The sequence below is a fragment of the Nocardia sp. NPDC056000 genome (assembly GCF_042269265.1).
Classification (GTDB): domain Bacteria; phylum Actinomycetota; class Actinomycetes; order Mycobacteriales; family Mycobacteriaceae; genus Nocardia.
On the sequence record NZ_JBHJXS010000016.1, the window covers coordinates 84,379 to 110,276 of the forward strand.

Annotated in this window: 19 protein-coding genes and 1 pseudogene; 10 read left to right on the plus strand and 10 right to left on the minus strand. The window is 64.1% G+C overall.

Features of this window, described 5'->3' with window-relative positions:
- Window positions 1-204: 204 nt before the first annotated feature.
- Window positions 205-498 (plus strand): hypothetical protein, encoded by a 294-nt coding sequence (locus ACFC4D_RS38660; protein ID WP_376070946.1) that lies wholly within the window; start codon window positions 205-207, stop codon window positions 496-498.
- A 6-nt stretch (window positions 499-504) separates the two neighbouring features.
- Here ACFC4D_RS38660 and ACFC4D_RS38665 read toward each other — a convergent pair whose 3' ends face one another.
- Window positions 505-1,404 (minus strand): bile acid:sodium symporter family protein, encoded by a 900-nt coding sequence (locus ACFC4D_RS38665; RefSeq protein ID WP_376070948.1) that lies wholly within the window; start codon window positions 1,402-1,404, stop codon window positions 505-507.
- Between the two features lie 399 nt (window positions 1,405-1,803).
- On the opposite strand from ACFC4D_RS38665, the gene ACFC4D_RS38670 reads away from it, so the two are divergent.
- The 5 genes from ACFC4D_RS38670 to ACFC4D_RS38690 are packed head-to-tail and all read left to right on the plus strand — an operon-like array spanning window position 1,804 to window position 8,906.
- Complete coding sequence (locus ACFC4D_RS38670; RefSeq protein ID WP_376070951.1) at window positions 1,804-2,205, plus strand: hypothetical protein; 402 nt, start codon at window positions 1,804-1,806, stop codon at window positions 2,203-2,205.
- Window positions 2,205-3,578: a hypothetical protein gene (locus ACFC4D_RS38675; protein ID WP_376070954.1), complete on the plus strand. Its 1,374-nt coding sequence runs from the start codon at window positions 2,205-2,207 to the stop codon at window positions 3,576-3,578. Before ACFC4D_RS38670 ends, ACFC4D_RS38675 begins: the two co-directional genes overlap by 1 nt.
- Window positions 3,575-4,972 carry a VWA domain-containing protein gene (locus tag ACFC4D_RS38680; protein WP_375968599.1) on the plus strand — a complete coding sequence of 466 codons (1,398 nt, stop codon included), beginning with the start codon at window positions 3,575-3,577 and terminating at the stop codon, window positions 4,970-4,972. The genes ACFC4D_RS38675 and ACFC4D_RS38680 overlap by 4 nt, the downstream gene beginning before the upstream one ends.
- Window positions 4,973-4,980: 8 nt before the next feature.
- A complete protein-coding gene (locus ACFC4D_RS38685; RefSeq protein ID WP_364638944.1) occupies window positions 4,981-6,099 on the plus strand; it encodes an AAA family ATPase in 1,119 nt (372 codons plus the stop codon).
- Window positions 6,096-8,906, plus strand: coding sequence for a DUF5682 family protein (locus ACFC4D_RS38690; RefSeq protein WP_376070956.1), 2,811 nt, complete (start codon window positions 6,096-6,098; stop codon window positions 8,904-8,906). The genes ACFC4D_RS38685 and ACFC4D_RS38690 overlap by 4 nt, the downstream gene beginning before the upstream one ends.
- Here ACFC4D_RS38690 and ACFC4D_RS38695 read toward each other — a convergent pair.
- The 8 genes from ACFC4D_RS38695 to ACFC4D_RS38730 form a co-directional block, all read right to left on the minus strand.
- Window positions 8,889-9,656, minus strand: a complete 768-nt coding sequence (locus ACFC4D_RS38695) for an aquaporin (RefSeq protein ID WP_376070959.1) — start codon at window positions 9,654-9,656, stop codon at window positions 8,889-8,891. The two genes, ACFC4D_RS38690 and ACFC4D_RS38695, sit on opposite strands and share 18 nt — an antisense overlap.
- Window positions 9,634-10,296: an HAD family hydrolase gene (locus ACFC4D_RS38700; RefSeq protein ID WP_376070961.1), complete on the minus strand. Its 663-nt coding sequence runs from the start codon at window positions 10,294-10,296 to the stop codon at window positions 9,634-9,636. The genes ACFC4D_RS38695 and ACFC4D_RS38700 overlap by 23 nt, the downstream gene beginning before the upstream one ends.
- Complete coding sequence (locus tag ACFC4D_RS38705; protein WP_376070963.1) at window positions 10,293-11,858, minus strand: mannitol dehydrogenase family protein; 1,566 nt, start codon at window positions 11,856-11,858, stop codon at window positions 10,293-10,295. The genes ACFC4D_RS38700 and ACFC4D_RS38705 overlap by 4 nt, the downstream gene beginning before the upstream one ends.
- A 324-nt stretch (window positions 11,859-12,182) precedes the next feature.
- Complete coding sequence (locus tag ACFC4D_RS38710; protein WP_376070965.1) at window positions 12,183-12,890, minus strand: MspA family porin; 708 nt, start codon at window positions 12,888-12,890, stop codon at window positions 12,183-12,185.
- A gap of 248 nt (window positions 12,891-13,138) precedes the next feature.
- Window positions 13,139-14,407, minus strand: coding sequence for a PepSY-associated TM helix domain-containing protein (locus tag ACFC4D_RS38715; RefSeq protein WP_376070968.1), 1,269 nt, complete (start codon window positions 14,405-14,407; stop codon window positions 13,139-13,141).
- A gap of 131 nt (window positions 14,408-14,538) precedes the next feature.
- Window positions 14,539-15,405: an alpha/beta fold hydrolase gene (locus ACFC4D_RS38720; protein ID WP_376070970.1), complete on the minus strand. Its 867-nt coding sequence runs from the start codon at window positions 15,403-15,405 to the stop codon at window positions 14,539-14,541.
- Window positions 15,406-15,579: 174 nt separating this feature from the next.
- Complete coding sequence (locus ACFC4D_RS38725) at window positions 15,580-16,383, minus strand: ABC transporter permease (protein WP_376070972.1); 804 nt, start codon at window positions 16,381-16,383, stop codon at window positions 15,580-15,582.
- Complete coding sequence (locus ACFC4D_RS38730) at window positions 16,380-17,339, minus strand: ABC transporter ATP-binding protein (RefSeq protein WP_376070975.1); 960 nt, start codon at window positions 17,337-17,339, stop codon at window positions 16,380-16,382. The genes ACFC4D_RS38725 and ACFC4D_RS38730 overlap by 4 nt, the downstream gene beginning before the upstream one ends.
- Before the next feature lie 81 nt (window positions 17,340-17,420).
- Between ACFC4D_RS38730 and ACFC4D_RS38735 the strand changes: the two genes are divergently transcribed.
- Both ACFC4D_RS38735 and ACFC4D_RS38740 read left to right on the plus strand, forming a co-directional pair.
- Complete coding sequence (locus ACFC4D_RS38735; protein WP_376070978.1) at window positions 17,421-18,137, plus strand: TetR/AcrR family transcriptional regulator; 717 nt, start codon at window positions 17,421-17,423, stop codon at window positions 18,135-18,137.
- A 376-nt stretch (window positions 18,138-18,513) separates the two neighbouring features.
- The gene (locus ACFC4D_RS38740) at window positions 18,514-19,599 is read left to right on the plus strand and encodes a replication-relaxation family protein (RefSeq protein WP_376071228.1); all 1,086 of its coding nucleotides are present in this window, start codon (window positions 18,514-18,516) and stop codon (window positions 19,597-19,599) included.
- A gap of 262 nt (window positions 19,600-19,861) precedes the next feature.
- Here the strand turns inward: ACFC4D_RS38740 and ACFC4D_RS38745 are convergent, their stop codons facing one another.
- A complete protein-coding gene (locus ACFC4D_RS38745) occupies window positions 19,862-21,376 on the minus strand; it encodes a serine/threonine-protein kinase (RefSeq protein ID WP_376070980.1) in 1,515 nt (504 codons plus the stop codon).
- Between the two features lie 476 nt (window positions 21,377-21,852).
- Here ACFC4D_RS38745 and ACFC4D_RS38750 point away from each other — a divergent pair.
- Together ACFC4D_RS38750 and ACFC4D_RS38755 are read left to right on the plus strand one after the other, a co-directional pair.
- Window positions 21,853-22,257 (plus strand): annotated as a pseudogene (locus ACFC4D_RS38750) (zinc-ribbon domain-containing protein); the annotation flags it as partial.
- A gap of 6 nt (window positions 22,258-22,263) precedes the next feature.
- Window positions 22,264-25,857 carry a zinc-ribbon domain-containing protein gene (locus ACFC4D_RS38755; protein WP_376071231.1) on the plus strand — a complete coding sequence of 1,198 codons (3,594 nt, stop codon included), beginning with the start codon at window positions 22,264-22,266 and terminating at the stop codon, window positions 25,855-25,857.
- The last annotated feature ends 41 nt before the right edge of the window (window positions 25,858-25,898 follow it).

Below are 25,898 nucleotides of genomic sequence, written 5' to 3' on the forward strand. Positions count from 1 at the left end.
TCGGAAGCGACCGCCACCGCCAATCCAGGCGGGTCCAATTGCAGAGTCATCGGACACGTTCCTCACGGGAGAGTAGGTGCCCGAAACCGTAAGACGCCCAACCGTTCCCACTGAACGTTTCAGATCAGACCGATTCTGAACCCCCGAATTTTTCCACGATGTGGAAAGCCCCTTGCGGAATTCCGCCCGGCTACCGTGGGGAACATGATCGGCAACATGCTCTACGCCCACCTGGCCGATATCCACGAGCGCCTGCGCGGATTCCCCGTGGAGAAGAACATATCCACCGCGCGCTTCAACGAAATCCTCGACCTGCACCGTGCCGACGGCTGGCACCGCGTCTACGAGTACACCGGCCCCGACGCCTGGATCGACTACGGCCGCATTCACCTGAAGAACGGCCGCACCGTCCTCAGGTTCCGCTGGAACAACTACGACGAAGGCAGCGTCACCGGTCCGCGCGGGAACATCGAGGACATCGCTCGCCTGGTCCGCTGAACCATCTCACAACCGCGAGGGTTCGGTCGCGACGGCCGTGCCGGCGCGACGCAGGGATCGGCTGATGAGCCAGCCGAAGGCGGCGGCGAAGGGGGACATGACCACCGCGTATAGGGCTGCGGGGACGGCTATTTCGGTGCTGTCCAGGACGCTGATGGCAATGGTGATGGCGATGGCGCTGTTGTGGACGCCGATTTCCATCGAGGAGGCGATGGCTTGGCGTTCCGGGACGCCGAGCAGGCGTGGGAGCCAGTATCCGACGGTGAGGCTTATCGCGCATAGGAGGGCTACGACGAGGCCGATTTTGGGGAGGTCGCCGTCCATGCCGGAGCGATCCGATGCCACCGCACCGATTACGACGAACACCAGGATGATCGCCGATGCGATGCGGACCGGGCGATCCATTCGGTTGGCGAACAGGGGGCGTAGCGCTCGCACCGTCATGCCGATCGCCACGGGGATCAGCACTATCGCGAATACCTGTACGGCCTTTCCGAATTGCACGCCCAGGGAGCCCGTTCCATCCTCGGGACCGAAATGGTCGATGGCCGCGTTGGTGATGAGCGGGACCGTGAGCACCGAGATGACCGAATTCACCGCTGTCAGGGAGACATTCAGGGCGACGTCACCGCCGAACAAATGGCTGAAGAGGTTCGCGGTCGCGCCTCCCGGGGAGGCGGCCAGCAGCATGACGCCGATGGCCGCCAGTGGTTCCAGCCCGAACAGTGTCACCAGGCCGAACGCCACCAGCGGTAGCACCACCATCTGGCAGACGAGGGCGATCAGCACCGCTTTCGGCTGCTGCGCGACGCGGGTGAAGTCCGCGGGGGTGAGGGACAGGCCCAGGCCGAACATGATCACGCCCAGCGCGATCGGCAGTGCTACCGCGATAAATCCGGAATTCATTGCGCCCCGTCACCTTTCACCGCACCCGCACAGCACTCGAACCACTCACCTACGACAGTAGCGGGAGGGTACGACGTTTCACGCGCGTTCGGACCCGCCACGACTGGGCAGGCGCCGGACACGTTCGGCGGGTGAGCGATCGACGCCACACCGGCGATCGATCCGGAGGGCAGGCGATCCGCACCTCCGGGAGGGCCGGAATCGGGGTTCAGCTGGAGGTTCGGGGTGCCTGCGCGACTTGTCGGTGGGGTCACATACCTTGGGCGCATCGTATCGATCGGGAGGGAAGCGATGGCCTCGGAATCGGGTGCCTTGCCGGATCAGCCGGCTTGGGAAAGTGCTTCTGTCGTAAGGGTTTTGCCCGCTGTGGCGGCGCGGAAACTGAATAAGGTGCCGTTCGTGGAATTGGCCGACGGACGGCTGCAGGGAGTGGTGTCGAGCGGGTCCGACATCTCCCGGGTGTATGTGGCTTCGGTGACGGCGGGGACGCACGGGCTCAGTTGCAGCACCAATAACAATCGGCCGTGTGGCGGGTTGAATCAGGGGTGGGCCTGTAAGCATCTGGACTCGCTCATCGATGAGGCCGTATTGCAGTACGGGCAGGATCGGGTGGCCCGTTTTCTCCGGGTCGACGTACCCGAGGGGGCGCGGATCTCGTCCTGTCTCAATGGATCTCGCGACCCGGCTCCGGCCGCCGCGGTGTTCAGCCGGTTCCTGCGGCATCTGACCTATCTGGAATTGCCGGGTAGCGCGACGCCGATTCCGGAGTTGCAGTGGTTTCCGGCGGGGGTGGGTCGCTGATGCAGGCCGTACAACTGGACGCGCTGGCGTCCGAACCCGCCGGGGTCACCGCCGCGCTGGAAGTGGTGGGCGGTTTCGATACCGCACTGGTCAATGGACTCGCACGGGTTTCCGAACCGCAGAGCGCCGCATTGGGGGCGCTGGCCGGGGCCGTCGCGGGATCGCCCCTGGCCGAGGCCGTCGCGGCGGCGGTGGCCAAGGTGAGCACCGGAGCGATCGGGACCGATGAACTGTCGGCGCTGGCGGCCGCTCGTGCCGCGCTACTGGGCGCGGTGCATGACGCACTTGTCGCGCAGGCCGATACAGCGTTGGGCCGCAACCGATTCGAGTGGATCAGCGCGTCGGAAGCCGTCGCCCCGAGCCAGCTCGCCATCGGCTCACGCGCCTGGCTGGGCGAACTGGCCATCTCCGGATGGCGCGGTGTCGACCACGATTTGGTGGCGGCCGCGGATCAAACCGTGGAAGCGCTGCTGGGTGAACCCGCGTTGCGGCGACTGGCGGTACTGCTCGACGGATTCACCGCCGAACTGAGCGCCTCCGCACCCATCGCGAGCATGGATCGGGTGCCCGCGCGCCGCTGGGCCGACCTGTGGGCGCGGGCCCTGCTGCTGTCTTGGCGCGGCACGGAATCCACTGCCGTCGAATCGATTTCGGGACGGCTACTGCCCCTGGGCGTGGATGTGCACGAGCACGGCACCGCGGTGCAGGCACAGGTGTACGGCGTGCTGGAGACGGAGGGGACAGCGCGACAGGTGCGGGTATCGGTGGCGGCCGCCAAGGTGGACACCATTGTGGGACCGGCGATTTGGCAGCTGCTCGGCGGGCATCGGCAGCTGTTGACGGCGCTGGCCGAACATCGGGCGCTGGAGCTCACCGATATGCCGCTGGCGGCGACCGGCGATCTCCTGTGGGATGACGATCGGGCGCGGGCTGGGGAGGCCGCCGATCCGTTCGTCACCGCCACCGTGCAATTGCCGCAGGCGCAGGCTCCGGCCGTCGCGCCATTGGATCGCGATCCGGTCCACATCGCAGTACCGGTTCTGTTCGAGGGGTACCGGTTCCGCGATGGCGCACTGGAAGTGGGCGAGGCACGGATACGGGTCGAGCTGGACGCATTGCCGTCCGCCGGTCCGCTCACGTCGGCGGGAGTCGGCGCGTCCAGCAGTCTGATCGGACTGCTGCGCTGGGACAACGGCGGCTGGTCGGTGCGACCGCTGGCCATCCAGCGCAAGGTGAAGACCGCGCTCACCGCGTTCCACAACGGCGATTGGGCGCTCGGCCCCACCGATCCGAAAGTCGCCAAGGCACAGGCGAAGTCGGGCGATGCCGTCGCCGTATTGCGCGAACGCGCGGGACGGTTGCTGCGGAAATGACCAATCATGAAACGCGCAGGCAGATCCTGTACTGGCGGCTGCTGGCCGGTGTCTTCAGTGGCGATCAACAGCCGACTCTCGAGCAGGCGAGCGCCGGGATCGTCGACGATCTCGGATTGCCGCTGGCGGTGCTGGATCCGGGTATCTCCATAGACAATGTGGTGCAACGGTATCCGGCAATGCGGGCGGAGTTCGACGGACTCGATTTCACCGAGGCGGAGCAGGTCCCGCCGGTGGAAGCAGCCGCGGGCGATACGACCGAAGACTCCGCGCCCGAGGCAACCCCGTCCGAGGCAGCACTGTCCGAGGCGATCCAGCCCGCAGACTCCGCACCGGAGGCGCTCCAGACCATCGGCGCGGCCGATGTGCGCACTGCCGCCTTGGTTTCCAAACTGCTGCTCAATGTCTTCGCCACCGGCTCCGGACAGGTCAGCGCCACTCAGCTCGCGGGTTGGCAGTCCGACGCCAACTGGCTGCGCCGCTGCCTGGGCGAGGAGGCGAGCAGCGTGCAGGGCGTGCTCACCGGCCTGGAAGGCGAACTGGTATCGCGCATGCGGTTGCGCGAAGTGCTGGCCGATCCACACTTGGCCGCCCAGCTCACCCCGAGCATGTCGCTCATCGAACAGCTGTTGCGGGACAAGCACAATCTGTCCGGCGTGGCGCTGGCCAATGCCAAACGCCTCATCCGCCGCTATATCGACGAGGTCGCCGAGGTACTGCGCACCCAGGTGCAGCAGACCAGCGTCGGCACCGTCGACCGCTCGGTGCCACCCAAGCGCATCCTGCGCAATCTCGATGTGGACCGCACCATTTGGAAGAATCTGCCCAACTGGAATCCGCAGGACGAACGCCTGTACGTCGACCGGCTCTACTACCGGCAGACCGCCAAGCGCACCGTCCCCGCCCGCATGATCGTGGTGGTGGATCAGTCCGGATCCATGGTCGATTCGATGGTGAACTGCACCATCCTGGCGTCCATCTTCGCGGGTCTGCCCAAGGTGGATGTACACCTCATCGCCTATGACACCCGCGCCCTGGATCTCACACCGTGGGTGCACGATCCATTCGAGGTGCTGCTGCGCACCAATCTCGGCGGCGGCAATGACGGCCCGATCGCCATGGCCATGGCGCAACCCAAGATCAGCGATCCGAAAAACACCGTGCTGGTGTGGATTTCGGACTTCTACGAGTTCGATCGCTCACAGCCGCTGTTCGAGGCCATGGAGGCCGTGCACCGGTCCGGGGTCAAACTCATTCCGGTCGGCTCGGTGAACAGCTCCGGCCATCAGAGCGTCAATCCGTGGTTCCGGGAGCGCTTCAAAGCCCTTGGCACCCCGGTGATTTCGGGACGCATTCAGAAACTCGTGCACGAACTCAAGAACTTTCTCGACTAGGAGACACCATGAACGACGTTTTGCGCGCCCCCGCCGAGATCAAGTACGCCGAGGAACTCGATTGGCTGGAGTCCATCGACGACAATCCCAAGCCCTTCTCGTGGCGGCTGAGCCCGAAGATGGTGCGGCTGTTCATCTTCGGCTCCGAACGGGCCGACGGACTGGATCGCGAAGTGGCGCAGAAGTGGTTCGGCGATCGCAGCTTCGTCGAGCGCAGCATCGTCACCCTGGCCTCGGACCGCGGACTGCTGCTGATCGGCGATCCGGGCACCGGTAAGAGCTGGCTGGCCGAATTGCTGGCCGCGGCCATCAGCCGCAATTCCACGCTGGTGGTGCAGGGCACGGCGGGCACCACCGAGGATCACATCAAGTACTCGTGGAATATCTCCATGGTCATCGCCAAGGGGCAGTCGCGGGAATCGATGATCCCGTCCCCGATCATGACCGCCATGGAGCAGGGCGTGATCGGGCGCTTCGAGGAGCTCACCCGTTCCACCAGCGATGTGCAGGACGCGCTCATCTCCATCCTGTCGGAGAAGTACGTCTCGATTCCCGAACTCGATGACGACAATGTGGTTTTCGCACAGCCCGGCTTCTCCATTATCGCCACCGCGAACAGCCGCGACCGGGGTGTGAACGATCTGTCCTCGGCGCTCAAGCGGCGCTTCAACTTCGTGCGGATTCCGGTCGTCTCCAATAAGAAGAGCGAGGCGGAGATCGTGCGCTTCCGCACGGCGGAGCTGCTGCGCCGTCATTCCCTGGAACTGGAACTGCCGCCCACGCTGCTGGACATCCTGCTGGAGAGCTTCGCCGATCTGCGCGCCGCCGCGGCCGCCGCCACCAGCGATGACGACAAACTGGAGTCGGCGCTGTCCACCGCCGAGCAGATCGGCGTGCTCGAAGACGCCATCCTGCACAGCCAGTTCTTCGGCGCGAAGGAATTGAGCGCGGAAACCCTCGCCGGTTCGCTGGTCGGCTCGCTGGCCCGGCGCACGCCCGAGGATCTGGCGATCCTCAACAAGTATCTGCACGGCGTGGTCGAACCGCGCATCAAGACCAACAAGGGCAAGGCCCCCTGGGGCGAATTCCTGGAGGGCGGCCGGGCCGCGATCGCGAGGCTCTCATGACCGTCTCCGATATTCGTTCCGCACCGAATACCTTTGCCGCGCTGCGGGATCAGCTGACGGACGCGGCCGTCGCGTTCGCGGGTGCGCCCGGAGCGGCCGGGGATATCCTGGCGGGCATAGTCGACGATGTCGACCGGGCGCTGTCGGAGCGGCTGGAGATCTTCCCGGTCTGCCACCACTCCCCCGCCTCCGGGCTGGCGATGGTGCGACGGCTGCGCGATAAGCAGCCGAGCGTCATCTATATGGAGCTGTGCGAGGATATGCGCCCGCTCCTGGATGAGCTGCGCAACTGCCGATTGCCGGTCGCATTGCAGGCATTCGCCACCGATACCGCCGGCTTCCCGGCGGAGTGGGCTCCGCTGTCGGTGGTCGCGCCGATCACCGAATCGTCGGCCGAGTATCAGGCCATCGCATACGCCCTCGAGACACCGGGTGTGGAATTGGTGCTGGTGGATCGGTCGACAGACCATGTCTTCCAGTGGGGTTCCGACGACGAGGAAGCACCGGCCGAGGAAACACCGGCCGACGGTGAGCGGCCCGAGGACGACGGGCTGCACGGTTCCGCCGTCGGCATCGAAATCGGTGATCTGCGACCGCGTTTCGCCGAGCTGGAAGAGCATCTGCTGCATCACGGCAAGGTCCGGCACTGGTCCGAATGGTGGGACCAGTACGTCGAACAGCCGCTCGCGGACGCCGACTACGACACCTATCGACAGGTCATGGTGTTGATCGGCAGTCTGTTCCGGCGGCTGCGGCGCGGCAGCACCGCGGAGGACGAGAATCGGGAACGGTACATGTGGACTCGAATGCGAGAACACCTGTCCGCCAACGATATCGATCCGGCGCGGGCGCTGTACGTCTGCGGTGCGGCGCACGCGGCCAGCCCGGTGGAGCAGTTCGGCGTGGACTCGGACGCACCATTCGAGATCTCGCCGCGTTCGGCCACCACGTGGCACTACGGGCTGATTCCCTCCAGTCATTCCGCGATCGAAGCGCAGTTCGGGCTCGCGGGCGGTGCGGTGTCCATCGCCGCCGCCACCTGGGCGAAAGGGTTGCGGCGCGGCAAATTACAGCCTTTCGAGTTGGAGGGGCAGCCCGGGGCGAAGAAGCGCGTCAAGAAGCTGCCGCTGCCCGGTGAGTCGGAAGCCGAAGTGGCGGATCAGCTTTCGGGATTCCTGTCCCGGCCGCCGGTGCTGGATCCGCTCGATGAGGCCGAACTGCTGGAATGGTCGGTGGACATCGTCCGGCTGGCCCGGCGCAATGGCTATCTGGCCAGCACCGCCGACGCCATCGCGATCTTCGAGACCTCGATCCTGTTGGCGGGCTTGCGAAATCGTGCCCGCCCGACACCGTACGACTTCCAGGACGCGGCCGTCACCTGCATCGAGAAGGACCGGGTGCCGGGCCGCCGCGATGTGCGGCGACTGTGCGAAATCCTGCTCGGCGGCGATCGCATCGGCCAGGTCGGCTATGCCGCGCTCCCGCCGCTCGCCCGCGATGTCCTCGATCGCCTCGAACCCCTCGGACTCGACCTGTCCAAGCGCACGCTGCAACGCGCACTGCTGGACCTGAAATCGAATCCGGACCTGCGCCCGTGCTCGGATCTGCTGTGGCTGCTGCGCAGACTGCTGCCGCAGGATGCGTTGCGCCCCATCATGGGTTCGCGCGGACTCGGTGAGACCTCCATCCAGGAGAGCTGGGATATCGGGCTCGGCAAACACCAGCGCTCACTGGTCGAACTCGGCTACGAGGGCGTCTCGGTGGAACAGGTGCTGGAGCAGCGCCTGCGCCGCGCGGTCACCGCACCGGACGCGACGGCCGCCCTGGCGCTCGCCGCGGTCGAAGACGCCCTGGTCTATCTGGGCTCGGCCCGTCTCGCCGCCGAACTCGGCAATCGCGCGGTCGAACTCCTGGCCGCCGAGCGCACGGTGGACGACGCTCCCATTGTGCTGCGCCGTATCCGCCTGCTGCTCAACTACTTCCGCTCCACCGAAGGCGGCCTCCCCACCTGGTGCGAACGTTTTGTAACAGCCGGTTACGCCCACTACTGCACCCTGCTCCCCACCGCCTTCACCTCGGAGGAGACGGGCCCCGCCCAGGTGGCGGCCATGCTCGGCTTCCTCTTCGGCATGGAGAACCTGGCTCTGTCGCTGGGTTGCGACCACACCCAGCTGGAACTGTCCGTCCTGCAATCCCACCCCGAATCCCCCGCCAAGATCGCGCTACTCTGGGCGGCCCGCTTCCAACTCGGCATGCTCACCATGGCCGAACTCCGCACCCGCTGCGACGCGATGCTCACCAACCCGCTGGTGCTGCCAACGGTCCCGCACTACATAAGCGGCTTCATCCAAGCCATAGACCCGGCCCCGGCCCTGAAACCCTTTGTCGTGGAACTGTTGTCGAAAGCCTTCGGCACCCTCCCCGACACGGTCCTGCTCCCCTGGCTCCCGAAACTCATCACCACGCTGAAAGACCAAACAGCCGACCTCATCCCCGGCCTGGTCCGCGAAGCAGGCCGCACCTTCCCCGGCGCACTACCCGCCGTGGACGCGTTCGTCCCGCCGTGGTCAGCCGAAACAGCCACGGTCGCACCAGCTTCGGTGACCGTGCCGGACGGACCGGTCACCGAACTGCTGGCGATGCACCCCGACACCTGTGATGCCCTCGCGGGAATCCTCGGCATCGAGGGCGACTGGCGAACGGCCGGACCGACCGGGAACAGCGAGGTAACCGATCTACTGGACCGGTTCCCCGCTACCGCCGTCGCGCTGGCGGCCCAGCTCGGACAGTCATTCGCTCGACACTGATTCGAACCGTTTCCGGTCGGCGGCGGGCTTCGGCACCTGATGCAGGACGGTGACGTTGTCCGCCGCGGCCGGGGTGTCCGGGTAGAACCAAACGATTATCGCGAGACCCACTGCGGCACCAAGGATTTGGGCGGTGATGTAGGCGGGGGCCGAGGTGGGGGCGATGCCCGCGAGGGTGTTGGAGAGGGTGCGGGCCAGGGTGATGGCGGGGTTGGCGAAGGCGGTGGAGCTGGTGAACCAGCAGGCCGCGCCTATGTAGGCGGTGATGGCGGTGGCGGAGAGGGTGGGGCGGGAGGCTCGGGACAGGGCCAGGATTACCGCGAGTAGGCCTGCGGTGGCGACTATTTCGCCTATCAGGTGGCCGGTGGTTACGCGGTGGTTGGTGGAGAGTTGGATCGGGGGGAGGTCGAACATGACGTTCGTGAGGATCGCGCCCGCGGCGGCTCCGAGGGTTTGGGAGAGTGTGTACGCGAAGACCCGGGGGCCGGGCAATCCGCGGCCCAGGCGGCGGCCGATGAGCCAATCCGCCACGGAGACAATCGGATTGAAGTGTGCGCCCGAGATGGGGCCGAAGACCAGGATCAGGACCCAGAGGCCGAGCATGATGGCGATCGAGCTTTCCAGGACCTGGAGGCCGAGATCGTTCGGGGACCAGCGCTGGGCGGAGATGCCGGAGCCGATGACCACCGCGACCAGGAGTGCCGTGCCGAGGAATTCGGCCGCCAAACTACGCGTTGGCTGCCACGACATAGTCACCGACATGGTGCAGGTCGGGATAGAGGCGGTGGGCCAGGCGGCGGGATTCGTCGGTGGGGGGAACCAGATCGGGGATGAGGATGCAGCGCAGGCCGGCGGCGTGGGCGGCGCGCAGGCCGTTGGTGGAATCCTCCAGGGCCAGTGTGTCATCGAGATCGAACGCGAGTGTCGCGACGGCCTTCAGATACGGCTCGGGGTGGGGCTTGCCATTGTCCACGTCCTGGCGGGTGATCACGGCGTCGAAACGGTCGATGAGACCGGTCAGCCGGAGGTGATGGTCGGCCCGCTCCCGGGACGACGAGGTGGCGATGGCCTTCGGAATACCTTGCTGGTCAAGGATATCCAGGAGTGCGAGGGCACCCGGTTTGGTTGTCAGCTCACCATCGTCGACGAGGCGGCGCAGGTGCGTCTCGTGCAATTCGAAGTACTCCGCCAACGGGAAATCCGGGCCGTAGGCATCCGCGGCCAGTTCCCGGCAGCGATCCGCCGGAACCCCGATCATCGATCGGCAGAATTCCACCGGCATGTCATAGCCGAGTTCGGCGCCCGCGCTGACCAGCGATCGCATGGCCAATCGCTCCGAATCGATGAGGAGGCCGTCCATATCGAATACGACCGCGCGCACCGGGTTCATCGAACACTCCCTTCGAGTACCGAGGTCAGCCTGCGCCGCACCGCGACGTCGACTCCCTCGTGGGTCAGATCGGCCAGCGCGTCACCGACCTGGCGTTGCAGTCGATCCGGCTCCGGCAGCGTGCCGAAGATATCGGTGCGCTGCAGGAATCTTTGCGCGCACAGGTGCGAATCCGCGACATCGGCCAGTGGCGTCAGCGAGTTCGCGCGCGGATCGATCACCTCCATCACCGCATCGGCGGCCCGCGCGGCGGTGAACCAGCGAATCCACGCGGCGATCAACAGTGCGGCCGCGGGCGTCGGGCGGCCCGCCGCGACATTGTCCCGCAGGGCGGCAACGACTCTGGGCATCATCTTGTCCGACCCATTGCGGCCGACCCGCGTCATATCGTGGCAGATCGCCGGATTGCGGAAGCGAATCATCAACTCGTCCACGGTTCGTCGCAGTTCGGCGGGCGGCAGCGACAGCGTCGGGCCCTGCTCGCACAGCATGAACTGGCGGGCCAGCGCACCGAGTGTGGGATCCGCGGCCGCGGCCGCCACGGTGCGGTACCCGGCCAGCGCACCCAGATAGGCCAGCAGCATATGAGTTCCGTTGAGCAGGCGCAGTTTTGCCAGTTCATGGTCGGTCACATCGTTGACGAAATGCGCACCGGCCAGATCCCAGCGCGGCCGATCACCATCGAAATCCTCGATGGTCCAGGTCATGAACGGTTCCGCCGAGACCGGCGCCTGATCTTCGATGCCGCCCAGCCAGTTTCGCGCCGCGGCCTGATCGGCCGGGGTCGCGGGCTGCACGATCCGGTCGACGACACTGTTGGGGAACTGGACATTGCGCGCGATCCAATCGGCGAGACCGCCATCGCGCAGGGCCGCGAAATCGATCACGGCGGCGCGCAGCGTGCGGCCGTTCGCGCACAGGTTGTCGCAGCTGAGCACCACCGGCGGTGTACCGCCGCGGCGGCGCACCTCGGCCAGTCCGTAGACCAGCATGCCGATCGGGGTGACCGGGCGACGCGGATGGCGCAGATCGTGGCGCACCTGATCACAGTCGAGATCGAGTCGCCCGGTGACCGGGGAGACGCAGTAACCGCTCGCGGTGACGGTCAGGGTGACGATCTTGATCCCGGGATCCGCGATCCGGCTCGGCACGCCGAGGCGATCCGACGGCGCGTGCACCCCTTCCACGATGGTGCCGACCACCTCGACCCGCGCCTGCCCGTCATCGTGCAGCAGCGTCGTATAGAGATTGTCCTGAGAACGCAAGGCGTCCACCACCATTGGGCGCGCCATGGCCACCGAGACGATCCCCCAGCGCGGGTCCGATACGGCATCGATGGCATGTTGGGTCACCAGCGCCTGATGCGCGCGATGAAATGATCCACAACCCAGATGCAGGATCCCCTTCGTGAGACTGCGCGGCGCGAAACCGGGCCGCGTGACACCGCTGGGCAAACGGCCGAGCACCGCCTCGGAAAGGCGCGGAACAGGCGGGGCGGGCGGCAGATCCGTCGCGGTGAATTCGATGTACCGAGCGGGCGAGATATTGAACACGTTACGCATGCACGACTCCGTGAATCCAAAAGTAGAAGACGTTGAACAGAGGCGTCAATTCGGCGGTGAATCCGGCGCAGCGCATACGCTAACCCCGATTTCTCAATCGTTGGTTAACAACCGGCTGTTTACTGGAAGCGTCAACAATCCGCAGGTGAGCGGGCCGGGCGTAAGGGATCCGTAAATTGCCAAGTCATATGCGGCGAATCAAAAGAAGAAATCGGACACGGCGGTCCGCGAAATCCTCACGGTGAATCCGATCACATGGCCGAATTCCACCGCCGATCAAACGATTCGAATTCTCCGGCGGCCCGGCCCCGCGCAGCTCGCGGGCTACATCGACATCGGATCGCTGTAGATCACCCGGGTGATCTGACTGGATTCGGTGATCACCGTAAGCCGTACGAAGACCTGAAGATTCACCTGCCCGATCGCGCCGGACACCGAGACCCGGGTGTTCTCCAGATCGATCGACGAAACCGGCGTGGTCATCGGAAATTTCGCCAGCGAGGTCTCGGTGACGGTGCCGGGTTCGATGGCGAGCGCGAGGGAGTGCGAGGGAATGACGTCCACCGCCATCCCGATCGACGGATTCAGCGAAGGTCCGCCCGCGCCGAGGCCGACTCCGATGCTGGGGACGATGGACAGGCTGGGAGTGTTGACGGTGACGGTCGCCGAGGTCAGTTCCCAGGGATACGCGACCGCGAATCCCACCTCGAGACTGACATCCTTCGCCTGGACTCCGGCGGGCAGATCCACCTGGCCGATCGCGATACCGCTGAGATAGGCGGCACGACTGAGCGGGCTACCGTCCAGTGGCGGAACCACTTTCAGCGCGGTGTCGGCCTCGGTGACTCGAAGATGCGTGCTGTCGAGCGCGGTGGCGTCGATCTGATGTCGGATGGTCACTCCGAGTGCGGCGGGATCGATGAAATCCGCTGTGGCAGTAGGTTCCGACGCGAACGCGCCGAGTACCAGGCCCGCCACGATCCAGGTGCGACGCTTGGGTCGCCACTTGCCAGCCGTGACAAGCGTTGCCATCGAGAACATTTCGGAAGCCTCCAGTGAAGAGCGAGCGCGGTTGATCCGCGGGGGCGGTGAACAAGGAAGGACGAAACAGGTCGAAAACAGCGAAATCTATTGCCGCACAACCGATACGGAGTGCGTGCCGCTATCCGGAAGCAACCGGCGCGTTCGACTGAGGGAAAGTAACAGTCCCAGACAGTCTCGGTCCACAGCTTCCTCAACCCCGGTGACCAACAGCACATTCGACCACGTTCGCCCTCCGGTCAGGCCGAGCGTTTTTTGCGCCGGGTACGGCGCTTGAACAGCCAGGTGGACAGGCCCGTGACAGCGAGGGCCAGCGGGGCCAGGCCGAACAGCAGCCAGAGAATTCGCCACCAGCCGTTGACCAGCCAGCCGAAATGAGCCGGTTCGAAGATCTTGTCGTAGAACTTGTTCGCGACAGGCCGGCCGTCACCCGTCTCGGTCACCGAAATATCGGTCGCGTCATGGGAATTGACGTAGACGACGATATCGCCGCTGTAGAAGGCGCGATGCGCGTAAGGCGAGTAGCCGCTGGCGATCGCGGCGCGGTAGTAGTCGGCGCCTTCGGCGGGCAGCATCAGATAGGCCAGCCTGCCGGGCACCGCGCGCAGGGCGGCATCGGTCGCCTCGGTGACCGATATCGGCGGGGTCCGCGGTGGCACCTGGCGTGGGGTGAAGCCGTCATCGGCCAGTTCGGCGACCGTTTTGCCGCCGGTCGAGACCAACCAGGCGTCCTTCACCGCGGGCAGTTCGAGGGTCGCTCCGGTAATCCCCCACAGGAGCAGAAACGGGACGCTGATGATGCCGATTACGTTGTGCAGGTCACGATCTCGCGCGAATCTACCTTTGCGCCAGCGCACCCGGAAGCCGTGGCTCATGCGGCGCAGCGACGGCCACCAGATGATCGCGCCCGAGACCGCGAGCAGGATCAGCAGGAGTCCGAGACCACCGAGAATCACCGCGGCCCAGGTGATATCGAGTAGCGGCGGATTGCCGTTGAGTGCGGCGATGCCGCCGGTGTAGCCGACGCAGCCGAAGGCGCAATCGTGCACGTTGACCAGCAGGCCGAGGACCCCGCGGGTGAGGCTCGCGCTGCCGTTGATCCGGCCGGTGCCGGGATCGATGGCGTAGGCGGCGGTGAAGTCGGTATTGCCGACCGCGATGATGCCGTCGTCGGCACCGACCCATCCGACACTGAAATCCGGGTCGGCGGCCTGTACCAGGCTCACCGCCTGATCGAGATCGATGACAGCGGGACCATCGGTGTGCGCATAGAACGAACTGTGACTCAGACGGAACAGGTCCGCGTGGTACAGCAGGATCGCACCGGAGGTGGTCTGCACGACGAGCAGCAGCCCGAGGATGAGAGAAGACCAGCGGTGGATGGTGATTAGGCTGCGGCGCACCGGTTTTCGGCTGCGGCGACGCGTGCTTGCCGCAGGCTTACCGCGGCGCGGTGTAGGTGCGGCATCGGTGGCGCTACCCCTTCCCGGCATGATCGTCGGATTCATGAGGGTAGGCTAACCTAGCTAAAGGTCAACCGGTACAGGTACGTTTCGAGAACCACGCGCGCGGGACACGACAGAGTCCCAGACACTGGGTTACAGCAGCATGGGACTCTGCCGCGCGGGCTGGAAGCTTCCTATCGGGCCAGCACGTCCCGCAGAGTGGCGGCGAAACCGTCCGGATCGCCCTGCTGACCGAACTCGCCATCGAGGAAACCGCCGTGATGGCTGGGGAACTCGACCGGCTTCGAGCCGAGCTGCTCGGCGACCGCGAGACCGGCGCGGTAGGGCAGTTCACCTTCCGACTCCACGCCGATCGCGATCACGATACGGGTCGCGGCGGTGCGCAGGGCCTCGAAATCGTGGGCGTAGTGGGTGGTCGCAACGAGGTTCTGCCCCAGCAGCGCATCATCGCGGCTGCCATCGTCGGCGACCGGGAGGCCGAACATCGCGGGATCCGCGGCAAGCGTGGCGAAGTCAGCGGGAATCTCACCCTTCAGACTGATCAGGCTGATGAACTTGGCCATGGCCCCACCGAATCCGGCACTGAGGTAGAGCTCGTGAATATGCGCGGTCGCCGCCAGCGCCCGCGCACTGTCCGGAACGTAGCGCACGGCCGGCGGCTCATGAGCGATGAGGGTACGAACCGCATCGGGATGCTTGGCCACCAGCGCCAGCGCGTTGACCGCACCGCCACTGCTGGCGAACACATCGACCGGCCCACCACCGAGTGCGTCGATGACCTGACGCAGATCATCCACGTGCACATCAGGATTGGACGCACTCGCGGGATCGGCCTTCGTACTGCGGGCGATCCCGCGCGGATCGTAGGTGACCACCGTGCGGTCCGGAAACCGATCGGCCAGACTGACGAAACCACTCGCGTCCATGGGCGTCCCGATCAACATCAGGATCGGTTCCACACCGGCCGGTTCGGCCGCGCGTACGTCGTAAACAATTGTGGCACCGGCAGTTTCAATGGTGCGGGTCTTCAACTCGGCCATGACAGGCAGTTCCCTCTTTGCGTTCGATTGTCGATGGAATCGGATATGGATCCGAAACACGTTCCGCGAGTGCGGAATTCACCACAATCATCGCCAGGAATCAACCTGCGCAACAAGCGGTGAATCCGCCACGCTGGATGTAATCGAACTCAACAATCTCCCGCTGCCGCGAGGTCAGTCCTTGCGGGTGTAGCGCCGGGACGCAAGCGGCGCGAACACTACGAGCAGGGCGATAGACCATGCGACGGTGGTGATCACGGGGTGCGCGAGTGGCCAGGGGCCGGTCGGGGCGGCGGCATTCCCGAACAGGTCACGGACCGCGGTGATCGCCGCGCTGAACGGGCTCCACTCCGCGAAGGTGCCCAGCCAGGCGGGCATGCTCGATGTGGGGACGAAGGCGTTGGAGACCATGACGAAGGCGAGAATGACCGGGGCCAGTTGCTGCACCACTTCCTCGTCGCGGATGGCCAGGCCGAGGAAGATCCCCACCCAGGTGAGGGCGTAGCCGAAGAGTGCCAGCACGGCGAATCCGGCCAGCGTGCGCGCGAATCCGTCGTGCGCCTGCCATCCCACCAGCAGGCCGACCACGGCCATGACCGCGATCGACATGACCGACAGCAGCAGCTGGCTCAGGCTCGCGCCGAACGGCACCGCGAAACGTGCCATCGGCATCGCCCGGAATCGCTCGGTCACGCCATTGCGCGCATCGTGGGCGGCAGCACCCGCGGCAACCACCATGCCCGTCCCGGCCACGAGGACGAAGGCCGCCGGGATGATCTGCTCCCGGTACGAGGAACCCGGGAGCGCGTCACGGAGCGATCCGCCGAAGACGTATCCGAAGACGAGCACCAATCCGATCGGGCCCGCGAGGTTCGCGGCGAGCAGAGCGGGATTTCGCTTGAGCGCCAAGAGATTACGGTAGAGGACACTCATGCCGTCGACGAGAGCGTTGCTCCGCTCGGCCTGCTGCGTGCTCATGCGTACTCCTTGGTCAGGGCCAGGTAGGCCTCGTCGAGCGTGGGATCGGACAGTCCGATGTCGAGGACCTCGACATCGGAGTCGGTGAGGGCGTTCAGCAGCGGAGGCAGGGCGATCGACCCGGTTTCGACTCGACCCGTGAGCGCGGCGTCCTGCTGCTGTTCGACCAGGCCGCTGACTCCCAGTGCCGTGAGGACGTCAATTGCGTTGCGCCGGTCCGACTCTCGGGTCAGCTGGACGGTGAGTCGCTGTCCGATTCGCGCCTTCAGGTCGCGTGGCGTGCCATCGGCGATGATCTGTCCGGCGGCGAGCACCGCCACGCGGTCGGCCAGCTGATCAGCCTCGTCGAGGTACTGGGTGGTGAGGAAAACGCTCGTACCGTCCTGCGCCAGTTGGCGAACCGTCGCCCAGATCTCGCTGCGGCTGCGCGGGTCCAGGCCGGTGGTCGGTTCGTCGAGGAACAGCAGGGCCGGGCGACGGATCAGGCTCGACACGATGTCGAGCCGTCGGCGCATGCCGCCGGAGTAGGTGGCGACGGGGCGATCAGCGGCATCGATCAAGCCGTACTGCTCCAGCAGTTCGTCGGCCGACGCACGGGAATCCGCGCCCGACAGTCCGTACAGCCTGCCCAGCACGTTCAGGTTCTCCCTGCCGCTCAGGCGGTCGTCGAGGCTGGTGCGCTGCCCGATAACGCCGATCATGGCTCGCACTCGCGCGGCCTCGGTGACGACGTCGGCCCCGAACACCAGGGCCTGCCCGGCCGTGGGCGCGGCCAGCGTGGTGAGGATCCGATTCAGGGTGGTCTTGCCCGAACCGTTGGCGCCCAGCAGCCCGAACACCGTGCCCGCCTCGATCGTCAGGTCGACGCCGTTCAAAGCGGTGACCCGACCCTCGCCCTTCCCATATGTCTTGAACAGTCCCCGCGCGTGAATCACGCCGGGCGCTTCGTGTTTCATCTCAGCTCCCCATTAGTGCGATCAATGTTCGCAGTAAACGTACATCAGATCTGCGAACAGTGCATGCAGTAAGCTGCCCGCATGGATGACGACGGCGCACCGCGCCCGGTGATCTGGATGCGCGACCCATCCCCCCGCCGCGGGCCGCGACCGACGCACACCCGCCAGGAGATCGCACAGGTGGCGATGTCCATCGCCGATGAGCACGGACTGGACGCCGTCTCGATCCGAGCGGTCGCCAAAGAGCTCGGGGCGGGAGCCGCATCGCTCTACCGCTACATCGACTCCAAAGCCGACCTGTACGACCTCATGGTCGACGCGGCCACCGCCGAATTCAGCCTCCCGAATGCACCCAGCGGCGACCAACGAGCCGACCTCACCACGATCGGGAACCGCGCCAGGTCCGTCTACCAGCGCCACCCGTGGGCAATCACCCTGTCCTCCAACGCATCCTGGGGACCACACGTCCAGGCTTACATGGAGTACTTCCTAGCGGTACTGAAACCAACAGGCCTGAACGCCCGCCAACAACTCGAACTGATCGCCCACTTCAACGCCTCCGTCGCCACCTTCGCCGCACACGAACGTCAGCAGACCGACCGGCCCGGCAACCCCGAGGCGCTACAAGCCCGAATGATGCACCTGAAACAGATCGCCGAAAACCCGAAACTCCCCCACCTGTCCACCGCCGTCGCCACCATGCTGACCTCGACACCGGAAGACACCGACCCCGACGAGCTGTTCCGCCGATCCCTCAACCGGCTCATCGACACCATCCCGGCCCAGACCGACAGCTGAGAATACGAAACGCAAAAGGCCGGATCCGATTTCGGATCCGGCCTTTGCGATGGGTGGACCTGACGGACCAGCATACGAACCGGGCGGTGCTGGTAGACGGGTCGGACGTGATCATTCGGGCCGTGGGTGCCCGATCGGTCGTCGGCGGTGATGCCCGATGACCGGCCACGACGAACACCGGGCTGCGTTTGGGTCGGCGGATGGCAGCGCGGATAGGTCAGCGTCTGCTCGGCGTCCTATAACCGCCGCCCCAAACGCCGAACACGGCATCGGCATCCGCGCCGCTCAACACCATAATCCGAGGGCGGGGTCGAAATCCCGACTCAGTATCAATACTGAGGGTTCATCACGAGGGGGACGGCGACACGGCCACGGCGTGCACTGCGGCGGGCATCCCAACGCCGGTCCCTGGTTCCGACTGCTCGATCGTGACCGCCGTCTGCTCTACCCGCTGAACGAGCACAAGATGTTGACCACCGACCAGATCGCGGCGCTGGAATTCACCTCGACCCGCCGCGCCCAAGACCGACTACGCAAGCTGCGTGAGATGGGCATGCTGTTCGCCTTCCGCGAGTCGCTCTACGGCGGTGGCACCAGCCAAACACGCCACACCCTCGGCTACTCCGGCGCACGCCTGATCGCCGCGGCCCGCGCCGAGAAGCCGCCGACCCCGGCCGCGCACGCACTGTCGCTCGAACGGCTGGCCTGTTCCCGTACCCTCAAGCATCGCTTGGGTGTCAACGGTTTCTTCGCCGCGCTGGCCGCGCACCGCAACCCCGCCCGTCACCCCGATACTGCAGATGTGGAGGCGTTGACGCAGTGGTGGTCGGAACGTCAATGCACGGACCAGTTCTGGACCTCCCCGCTCGATCCCACCCCGATCCGACCGGACGGGTACGGCTGCTGGGAGGAAGACGGACGCACGGTGCGGTTCTTCCTCGAATACGACACCGGCACCGAAACCCTGGCCACCGTCGCTGCCAAACTCCCCGACTACCAAGACTTCCCGACCGACAGGTTCGGGATCCTGCTGTTCTCACTGCACTCGTCTCACCGTGAGACCGGGATACGCACCGCCCTACGCCGCGCCCTCGCCCATGGCGACCCGGGCCCGGTGATCGCGACCACCGCCCGCGACCTCACCGCCGACTACGACCCGGCAGGCCCGGTTTGGGCCCTGCTGACCACCGGCAACGGCAATACGGTGGCCAAACGGCTCCGGCTGGCCGAACTACCGCAACGCGGCCCACACATCGCGCACCACTCCAGCACCGGCCAGCGCTACAACGAAGCCGCCTTCGACCGCCACGATCTGCAAATCCGTGACCTATTCGCCAACCATTTGCAATCCACCAGCAGCTCGTGCCCGACTCTGGACGGACGCCATCATGACCAGGCCAACCAGACAGACGAAGACACCTTCATCGAGTTGGAGGACAATCCCCTCCCGCACGAATGCTGATGGCTGCTGTCCCTGGGCGCCACCAACGCCCGGCCAAGCAAATGTACCGACCGTCCGTCGCTGCGCCGATGGAATCCGATATCGCTTATCGGCCACCTGCGAGGTCGTGGAGCGCGGTCGAAATCCATTGGCATCGATGGAAACTGGAGGCATCGGCTGGTGCGTCCGTTTGCGCGGGCGTGTCTACGAACGCGCTATTTTGCCGATTATATTGCATTCGGCCACGATCGTGCCGTCTCGAATTCAGGACCCGAGAGGACAGCTAGCCTTCCGCAATAGCATCCGAAAGCAGATCCATTATCAATTCCGGCGTGAGAGGAATTTCTTCACGGTTCCAGATATCGGTTTGATTCAAGATCGGAGGACTTAACACATATGGCCATTCGTGAATGAACGCAGAATTCGTAAGGCCATGCCATCTATCTAGAGGGCCGAGCCTTTCATTGCCGCCATACGTTCGATAGAGATCGAAATTCTTTTCCCGAGATTCGAATCTAAGAACAAGCCACCGGAGTTCGCCACCATCGATCACCTTGCATACGATATTCGCAACCGGAAATTCTTCGAATGGGTATGACGCACGCGCCGTGCTGTAAATTCCACCAGCGTGAACCAAATTGTTAGCTACTCCAGTGTCCACCGACCTGCGCCATGCCGACGCAATGTTCGGATTGTGCGGCTTCGGTAGCGCTTCAAATAGAACGAGTCGTACTTCGGCTGTGTGCCATTTCAAACGCCAGGCATGCTCACCTTCTCTTGCCAGGTCGACATCACCCAGGATCTCGGCCAGTTCAAAGGCAGTTGCCACCAAATCATCGAGATCTGCGACAGCCTGACCTTTGCGATCAGCAGCAAGGCGCAGCTGGTTGTTTGCAGTTTCTCGATGCACGTCTTGCTGCGCTGAGCGCTGCTCAGCAAGGTACGCCTGCTGTTCAAGTTTCGCTTGGTTCGACGTATGCGGCACTAGCGAACGATCAATCGACTCGATTACGGCTGTAGCATTTTGAGGTCGCGACGATGCGTTCTTATGGAGGAGACGTACCATTAGGCGGCGGATGCCAGATGGAATGTCGACCGGAGGCTCAAGCGGCATAGTATTTAGATGCAGTTCGCGCCATTCGGAATTATCGCCGTCGCCAATAAAAGGAAAACCTCCGACGAGTATTTGATGAGCTATCACACCCAATGCATACAGATCTGACTTATGGTTCGCGCTCTCCAGTCGCCATAGTTCCGGTGCCATATATTGCTTAGTGCCGTAGCCTTTGAATGTCTCAGACGGACCCGCGGTGCCTATACTCAAATCTCTAGAGATTCCAAAGTCGGCAAGCTTCCAGTTGCCGTCAACCCTAAGAATATTACCCGGCTTCAAATCGCGATGGACAATAGATGCATTCGCCAGATCTTGCAATCCGATCGCAATCTGACGAATAATCTCGATACCTTCGGCGAAGTCAACGCGCTCGCCCTTCAAATGCCCCTCAAGTGAGCATTCGGCAATCGGCATAACAACAAGTACATTATCACCGTGGATTGCATAATCCAGGTTTGAGAGCAGGTGGGCGCTAGGCGCCTGCGCGACGAGATCGCCTATTTGAAGTTCACGCACTCGACGACGCATATCGACGTCGGCGCCGACCCGCTTTACTGCAACTGGGCTGCCGACCTCATCATGCCCTTCGAAAACCTTGCCGAACCCAGAGGGATCACCGATCCGCTTCGAGTCGTCGAAAGCCCAGATCGCCTCGCTTCGACCCTTGAACTCGATCACGGCCACGCCGCTGCCCTTCTTCCTCGCAAACGCCAATCCGCTTCGGAACTCGACACCTGACCTCTACCCGTAGACGCACCGTGTATGTAAGTCACACAGATCCCGTGCGCGCTGACCGGCAGCGAAATACACTACTACACAACATCTTCAGCCGGTGCACCCAGGGCCCGATGTGACCCCGCTTCGATCTGAGTCGAGTTCCGAAGCCGAATAACCTCTCCGTTTCGGCATCGCCGCCAGCGCTGCCACCGACCGACCGACAATGCCGCATGGTGTGCTGACCGAACCGGCCACACGAGGCGTCGGAAGATCAACGGGCAGAGCGCAGTACGGGCTGCCGGGCAACGCACGCTCATGCCGATGACCGGTAATCTGGCGTCGAAGCACCTGCTCATGTCGTACGCTCCCGATCGCCCGCCCTTGAGTTGTACTTGGCCTGGAGCTTCGCCAGCAGAGGCTCACGCGCCAGATGAGGAAACCGCATGGCAGCATCGACCGGATCTCTTGCTCTTACGTTCCCCGATCTCGCGGCGGAATGGGACCACGAGAAAAACGATCTGACGCCTGATCATGCGTCGCCTGGAAGCAGCAAAAGGGTCCATTGGAAGTGTCGGAAGGCCGGACACCAGTGGGAAACCGCGATCTCGAAGCGGACACGCCGAGGTGACGGCTGCCCTGTGTGCTCCGGGCGGCAGGTGCTAGCGGGATTCAACGACCTAGCGTCACGGTTTCCCGAGATCGCAGCGGAATGGGACCACGAGAAAAACGAAGAACTTGTGCCCACCCAGGTCTTAGCTGGGAGCGGCCAGAAGGCACATTGGCAATGCCGAAGGGCGGGGCACCGGTGGGAGGCCGTGATCGTGAGCCGTACACGCCAGGGTGTCGGCTGTCCGGTGTGCGCTGGCAAGAAGGTCCTAGCCGGATTCAACGATCTAGCGTCGCAGTTTCCTACGATCGCCGCAGAGTGGGACTATGAGAAGAACGACGCCCGTCGCCCAGACCAAGTGACGGCGGGAAGCCACAGTAAAGTCCACTGGAAGTGTCGCGACTTCGGACACCAGTGGAAAGCCGCGATCGAGAAGCGAACCAAACTAGGGCAAGGCTGCCCCATTTGCTCCAACAATAGGGTGCTGGGAGGCTACAACGACCTGGCGTCGCAGTTCCCAGAGATCGCAGCGGAATGGGACTACGAAAAAAACAGCGGACTGCGCCCGGACCAGGTTATGGCTGGTGGTGACAGCAAGGTCCACTGGAGGTGCCGGGCGTACGGACACCAATGGGAAACCAAGATCGCGGAGCGAACCAGCGGAGGATACGGCTGTCCTGTTTGCGCCGGCGCCAAGGTCTTGGCGGGATTCAACGACCTGGCGTCGCAGTTCCCTGAAATCGCTGCAGAGTGGGACTACGAGAAGAACGACGCCCGTCGCCCAGACCAAGTGACGGCGAAAAGCAGCAAAAGAGCCCACTGGAAATGCCAAGAAGCAGGGCATCAATGGCAGGCCATCATCGCGAATCGGACCCGCCTAGGTAGAGGTTGCCCGACATGCGCCAACCAGCAGGTCTGGCCAGGTGTCAACGACCTCGCGTCGCGGTATCCGAAGATCGCTACAGAATGGGATTACACGAAGAATGCCCCGCTGACACCTCACGATGTTATGGCGAGATCCAAGGCTGAGAGACATTGGTTGTGTCCCAATGGGCACGAATACACGATGCAGGTGGTGCGGCGCACTAGTACGACAGACCCAACGGGCTGCCACTGCCAGCTGCGAAGGTGGACTGGCCGAAGGCTTGAGGGCTTTGTCGCGGATTTGGCCACATACACGGATGCGATGACACCGGCGATGCGGTACGCGGTCTGCCAGCAGGCGGGAGTCCTGACCTCCAGTAAGTCGGACGTGATTGGGAAGGTGCTGAGCGATCCGGCGCTCCTGTCCGACTCGTTCCCCGTTGGCGATGAGGAGCTTGTCACGGAGGAGAGCTCTGCGTGGTCAGAGCCCGAAGAGGACGATATTGGCGCGCTCGACCCTGAGGGCCATCTACCGACGCCGCAGGATGTTGCCCTAGCGACCGCCGACGCCGAAGACATGGTCGGTTGGCAAGGATCGAGAACCGACTCGCACACGCTCCCGACCCTAGACGTCAACCACGTGCTGAGGATGGCTGAGAGGTTCTTCGCGAGTGTGGACGAGGACACCGCGGACTTCCTGACGATCGCCGCGGCCGCGCAACTCTGGAAGGCCGCCTACCGACTGCATTCCGCCGCCCTATCGGAAGAGGAGCGGGACATGCTGCAGGCCGAACTGGACAAGACTCTTGAGCCGCGGACCGACGAGTACGCGGAGCGCATCCGACTCTGCTTTCGCTCTGAGTACGATCAGGCCCTCGCCATTGGCCTTCCGGTGAATTGGTCATTCCGCCCGGCGAACAGCACGGAGATCGTGCTTCCGAACCTGATGCAGCGGCATGTCGCGGCGCAGGTTGTCGCACGCAAGCGTGTAGGCAACTGGTCCGGGACGGGTGCGGGCAAGACCGTGTCGGCGATCCTCGCCGCCGGTGCGGTAGGGGCGGGGTATAAGGGCAGCATCATCCTTGTGATCTGCCCGAACAATGTCGTCCCCGTATGGATAGCCTCGGTGCAGAACTGCTATCCCGATGCTCGTATCGAATCGAAGACACTCACGCCTACCTGGGCAGGGGGATCGGGTACACGCTGGTTGGTCGTCAACTACGACCGATTGCCTGGCAATGAAGGCACAATCAGACAACTTATCGACGAGAATCCGATCGATATGCTCATCATCGACGAAGTGCACTACGTCAAGGAGCGGGAGAACGTCGCACCGTCAAAGCGCAGGGGAGTACTCGCCGGAATCGCTGTCCAGGCATCGCAGGCAAACCCGTATCTCGCAGTGCTGGCCATGTCAGCCACTCCGGTTGTCAACGATCTTCATGAGGCTCGGAGCCTACTTGAGCTGGTCGCAGGCGTGGAGCTCGACGACATCGCCACCGCGAAGACCGTGCCAAATGCGATGCGCATGCATCAATACCTCACCCGTTTGGGCTCCCGATGGATGCCGGACTACAGCACCGACCTTGAGCCCGTCACAGTGCCGCTGGACGTGACCCACCGCCTCGACGACATCCTCGCACTCGGAAAATGCCCCACTCCATCCGCCCTGGATCAGATGCTGCTGACCGACAAGCTCGACACAATCGTCGCGAACTGCAGTTCGACGCGCAAGACGCTGATCTACACGCAGTTTGTCTCTGGTGTCGTTGAACCGCTCACGGAGGCTCTAAACGCTGCGCACCTCAGGGTCGGGCTTTTCACCGGCAACGACAAAGACGGGTACGCCCGCTTCGTCGGCACGTGGCCGAACGGCGACTCGGTCTCCGATGAAGAGCGGGTTGACGTCCTCATCGGGTCAGAAGCCATCTCGACCGGTGTCGACGGACTCCAGCACGTCTGCGACACTCTGATCTTCGCGACGCTACCGTGGACGCATGCGAACTACCAGCAGATCGTAGGACGCATTCACCGACAGGGACAGACCTCGAAAGCGGTAAGAGTAATTATCCCTGCAACATTCGCCAACCTCACTACCGCTGAGGGAGACAGCAAGCAGTGGTCGTGGTGTGGACAGCGTTGGGCCCGAGTCGAAATGAAGGAGTCACTGTCCGACTGCGCTGTAGACGGTGTACTACCGAGAGGCGTGTTGGTCAGTCCAACGGAAGCTGCACACGCCTCGGTCGAGTGGCTGCGACGGCTAAAGAAGGATGGATTCCAGCCAGCTACCCGAAAGCCGCTCGACCGGCTCCTCGGCGAGGATGTCGAACGGATGTCTCCCGTCGCCCGGAATCGTCGCTATGGCGACCTGACTGCACTGCACGGTGCTTGGGCTTCGACGAATTCCGCGGTCACACACAGCAGGCTCGCCGAGAATCCGGCCGAGTGGCGGCGGTACCACAGCCTCTACGCAGAAGCTAGGAGGAGGTGGGAAACGGTGCCCGCCTATGAATTTGCGAAATGGCTCAACGACGGACGGCGCCCGTGCATCGTCGCGGACCTCGGGTGCGGAGAGATGCTGCTCGCAGACCGGGTGACGAGCGGTCACACGATTCTGCCTTTCGACCACGTCGCATACGACCACCGTGTGACGGTCTGCGACATCGCTGCCGTCCCGCTCGACGACGCATCAGTGGACATCGCAATCCTGTCATTGGCGCTGATGGGGAAAAACTACGCCGACTACATCCGGGAAACACACAGGATCCTCCCGGTCGACGGTCATCTGTGGCTCTGCGAACCAACCTCCAGCATCGGTTCAGACCAGATGCGACTGAGAGGTGTCCTCGCGGGATTTGGCTTCGACCTTTATCGCGTAAATATCATGGGGCAGTTCACGTTTGTTCGTGCAATCAGGTCAGACGATGCGCCCCATGACGTCACAGAGCCGATCAAACTGCGCAGCCATAGATCCTGACACGCGATCGGTGCTGGCGAAGCGGGAACAGGTTGCGGAGC

Bases quoted from the DNA above. Each gene is read 5' to 3' on its own strand.
- ACFC4D_RS38700 (WP_376070961.1), bottom strand. From the start codon at position 10,296: ATGAACCCGGTGCGCGCGGTCGTATTCGATATGGACGGCCTCCTCATC.
- ACFC4D_RS38680 (WP_375968599.1), top strand. From the start codon at position 3,575: ATGACCAATCATGAAACGCGCAGGCAGATCCTGTACTGGCGGCTGCTG.
- ACFC4D_RS38730 (WP_376070975.1), bottom strand. From the start codon at position 17,339: ATGAAACACGAAGCGCCCGGCGTGATTCACGCGCGGGGACTGTTCAAG.
- ACFC4D_RS38720 (WP_376070970.1), bottom strand. From the start codon at position 15,405: ATGGCCGAGTTGAAGACCCGCACCATTGAAACTGCCGGTGCCACAATT.
- ACFC4D_RS38715 (WP_376070968.1), bottom strand. From the start codon at position 14,407: ATGAATCCGACGATCATGCCGGGAAGGGGTAGCGCCACCGATGCCGCA.
- ACFC4D_RS38675 (WP_376070954.1), top strand. From the start codon at position 2,205: ATGCAGGCCGTACAACTGGACGCGCTGGCGTCCGAACCCGCCGGGGTC.
- ACFC4D_RS38710 (WP_376070965.1), bottom strand. From the start codon at position 12,890: ATGGCAACGCTTGTCACGGCTGGCAAGTGGCGACCCAAGCGTCGCACC.
- ACFC4D_RS38725 (WP_376070972.1), bottom strand. From the start codon at position 16,383: ATGAGCACGCAGCAGGCCGAGCGGAGCAACGCTCTCGTCGACGGCATG.
- ACFC4D_RS38695 (WP_376070959.1), bottom strand. From the start codon at position 9,656: ATGTCGTGGCAGCCAACGCGTAGTTTGGCGGCCGAATTCCTCGGCACG.
- ACFC4D_RS38685 (WP_364638944.1), top strand. From the start codon at position 4,981: ATGAACGACGTTTTGCGCGCCCCCGCCGAGATCAAGTACGCCGAGGAA.
- ACFC4D_RS38660 (WP_376070946.1), top strand. From the start codon at position 205: ATGATCGGCAACATGCTCTACGCCCACCTGGCCGATATCCACGAGCGC.
- ACFC4D_RS38665 (WP_376070948.1), bottom strand. From the start codon at position 1,404: ATGAATTCCGGATTTATCGCGGTAGCACTGCCGATCGCGCTGGGCGTG.
- ACFC4D_RS38705 (WP_376070963.1), bottom strand. From the start codon at position 11,858: ATGCGTAACGTGTTCAATATCTCGCCCGCTCGGTACATCGAATTCACC.
- ACFC4D_RS38690 (WP_376070956.1), top strand. From the start codon at position 6,096: ATGACCGTCTCCGATATTCGTTCCGCACCGAATACCTTTGCCGCGCTG.
- ACFC4D_RS38735 (WP_376070978.1), top strand. From the start codon at position 17,421: ATGGATGACGACGGCGCACCGCGCCCGGTGATCTGGATGCGCGACCCA.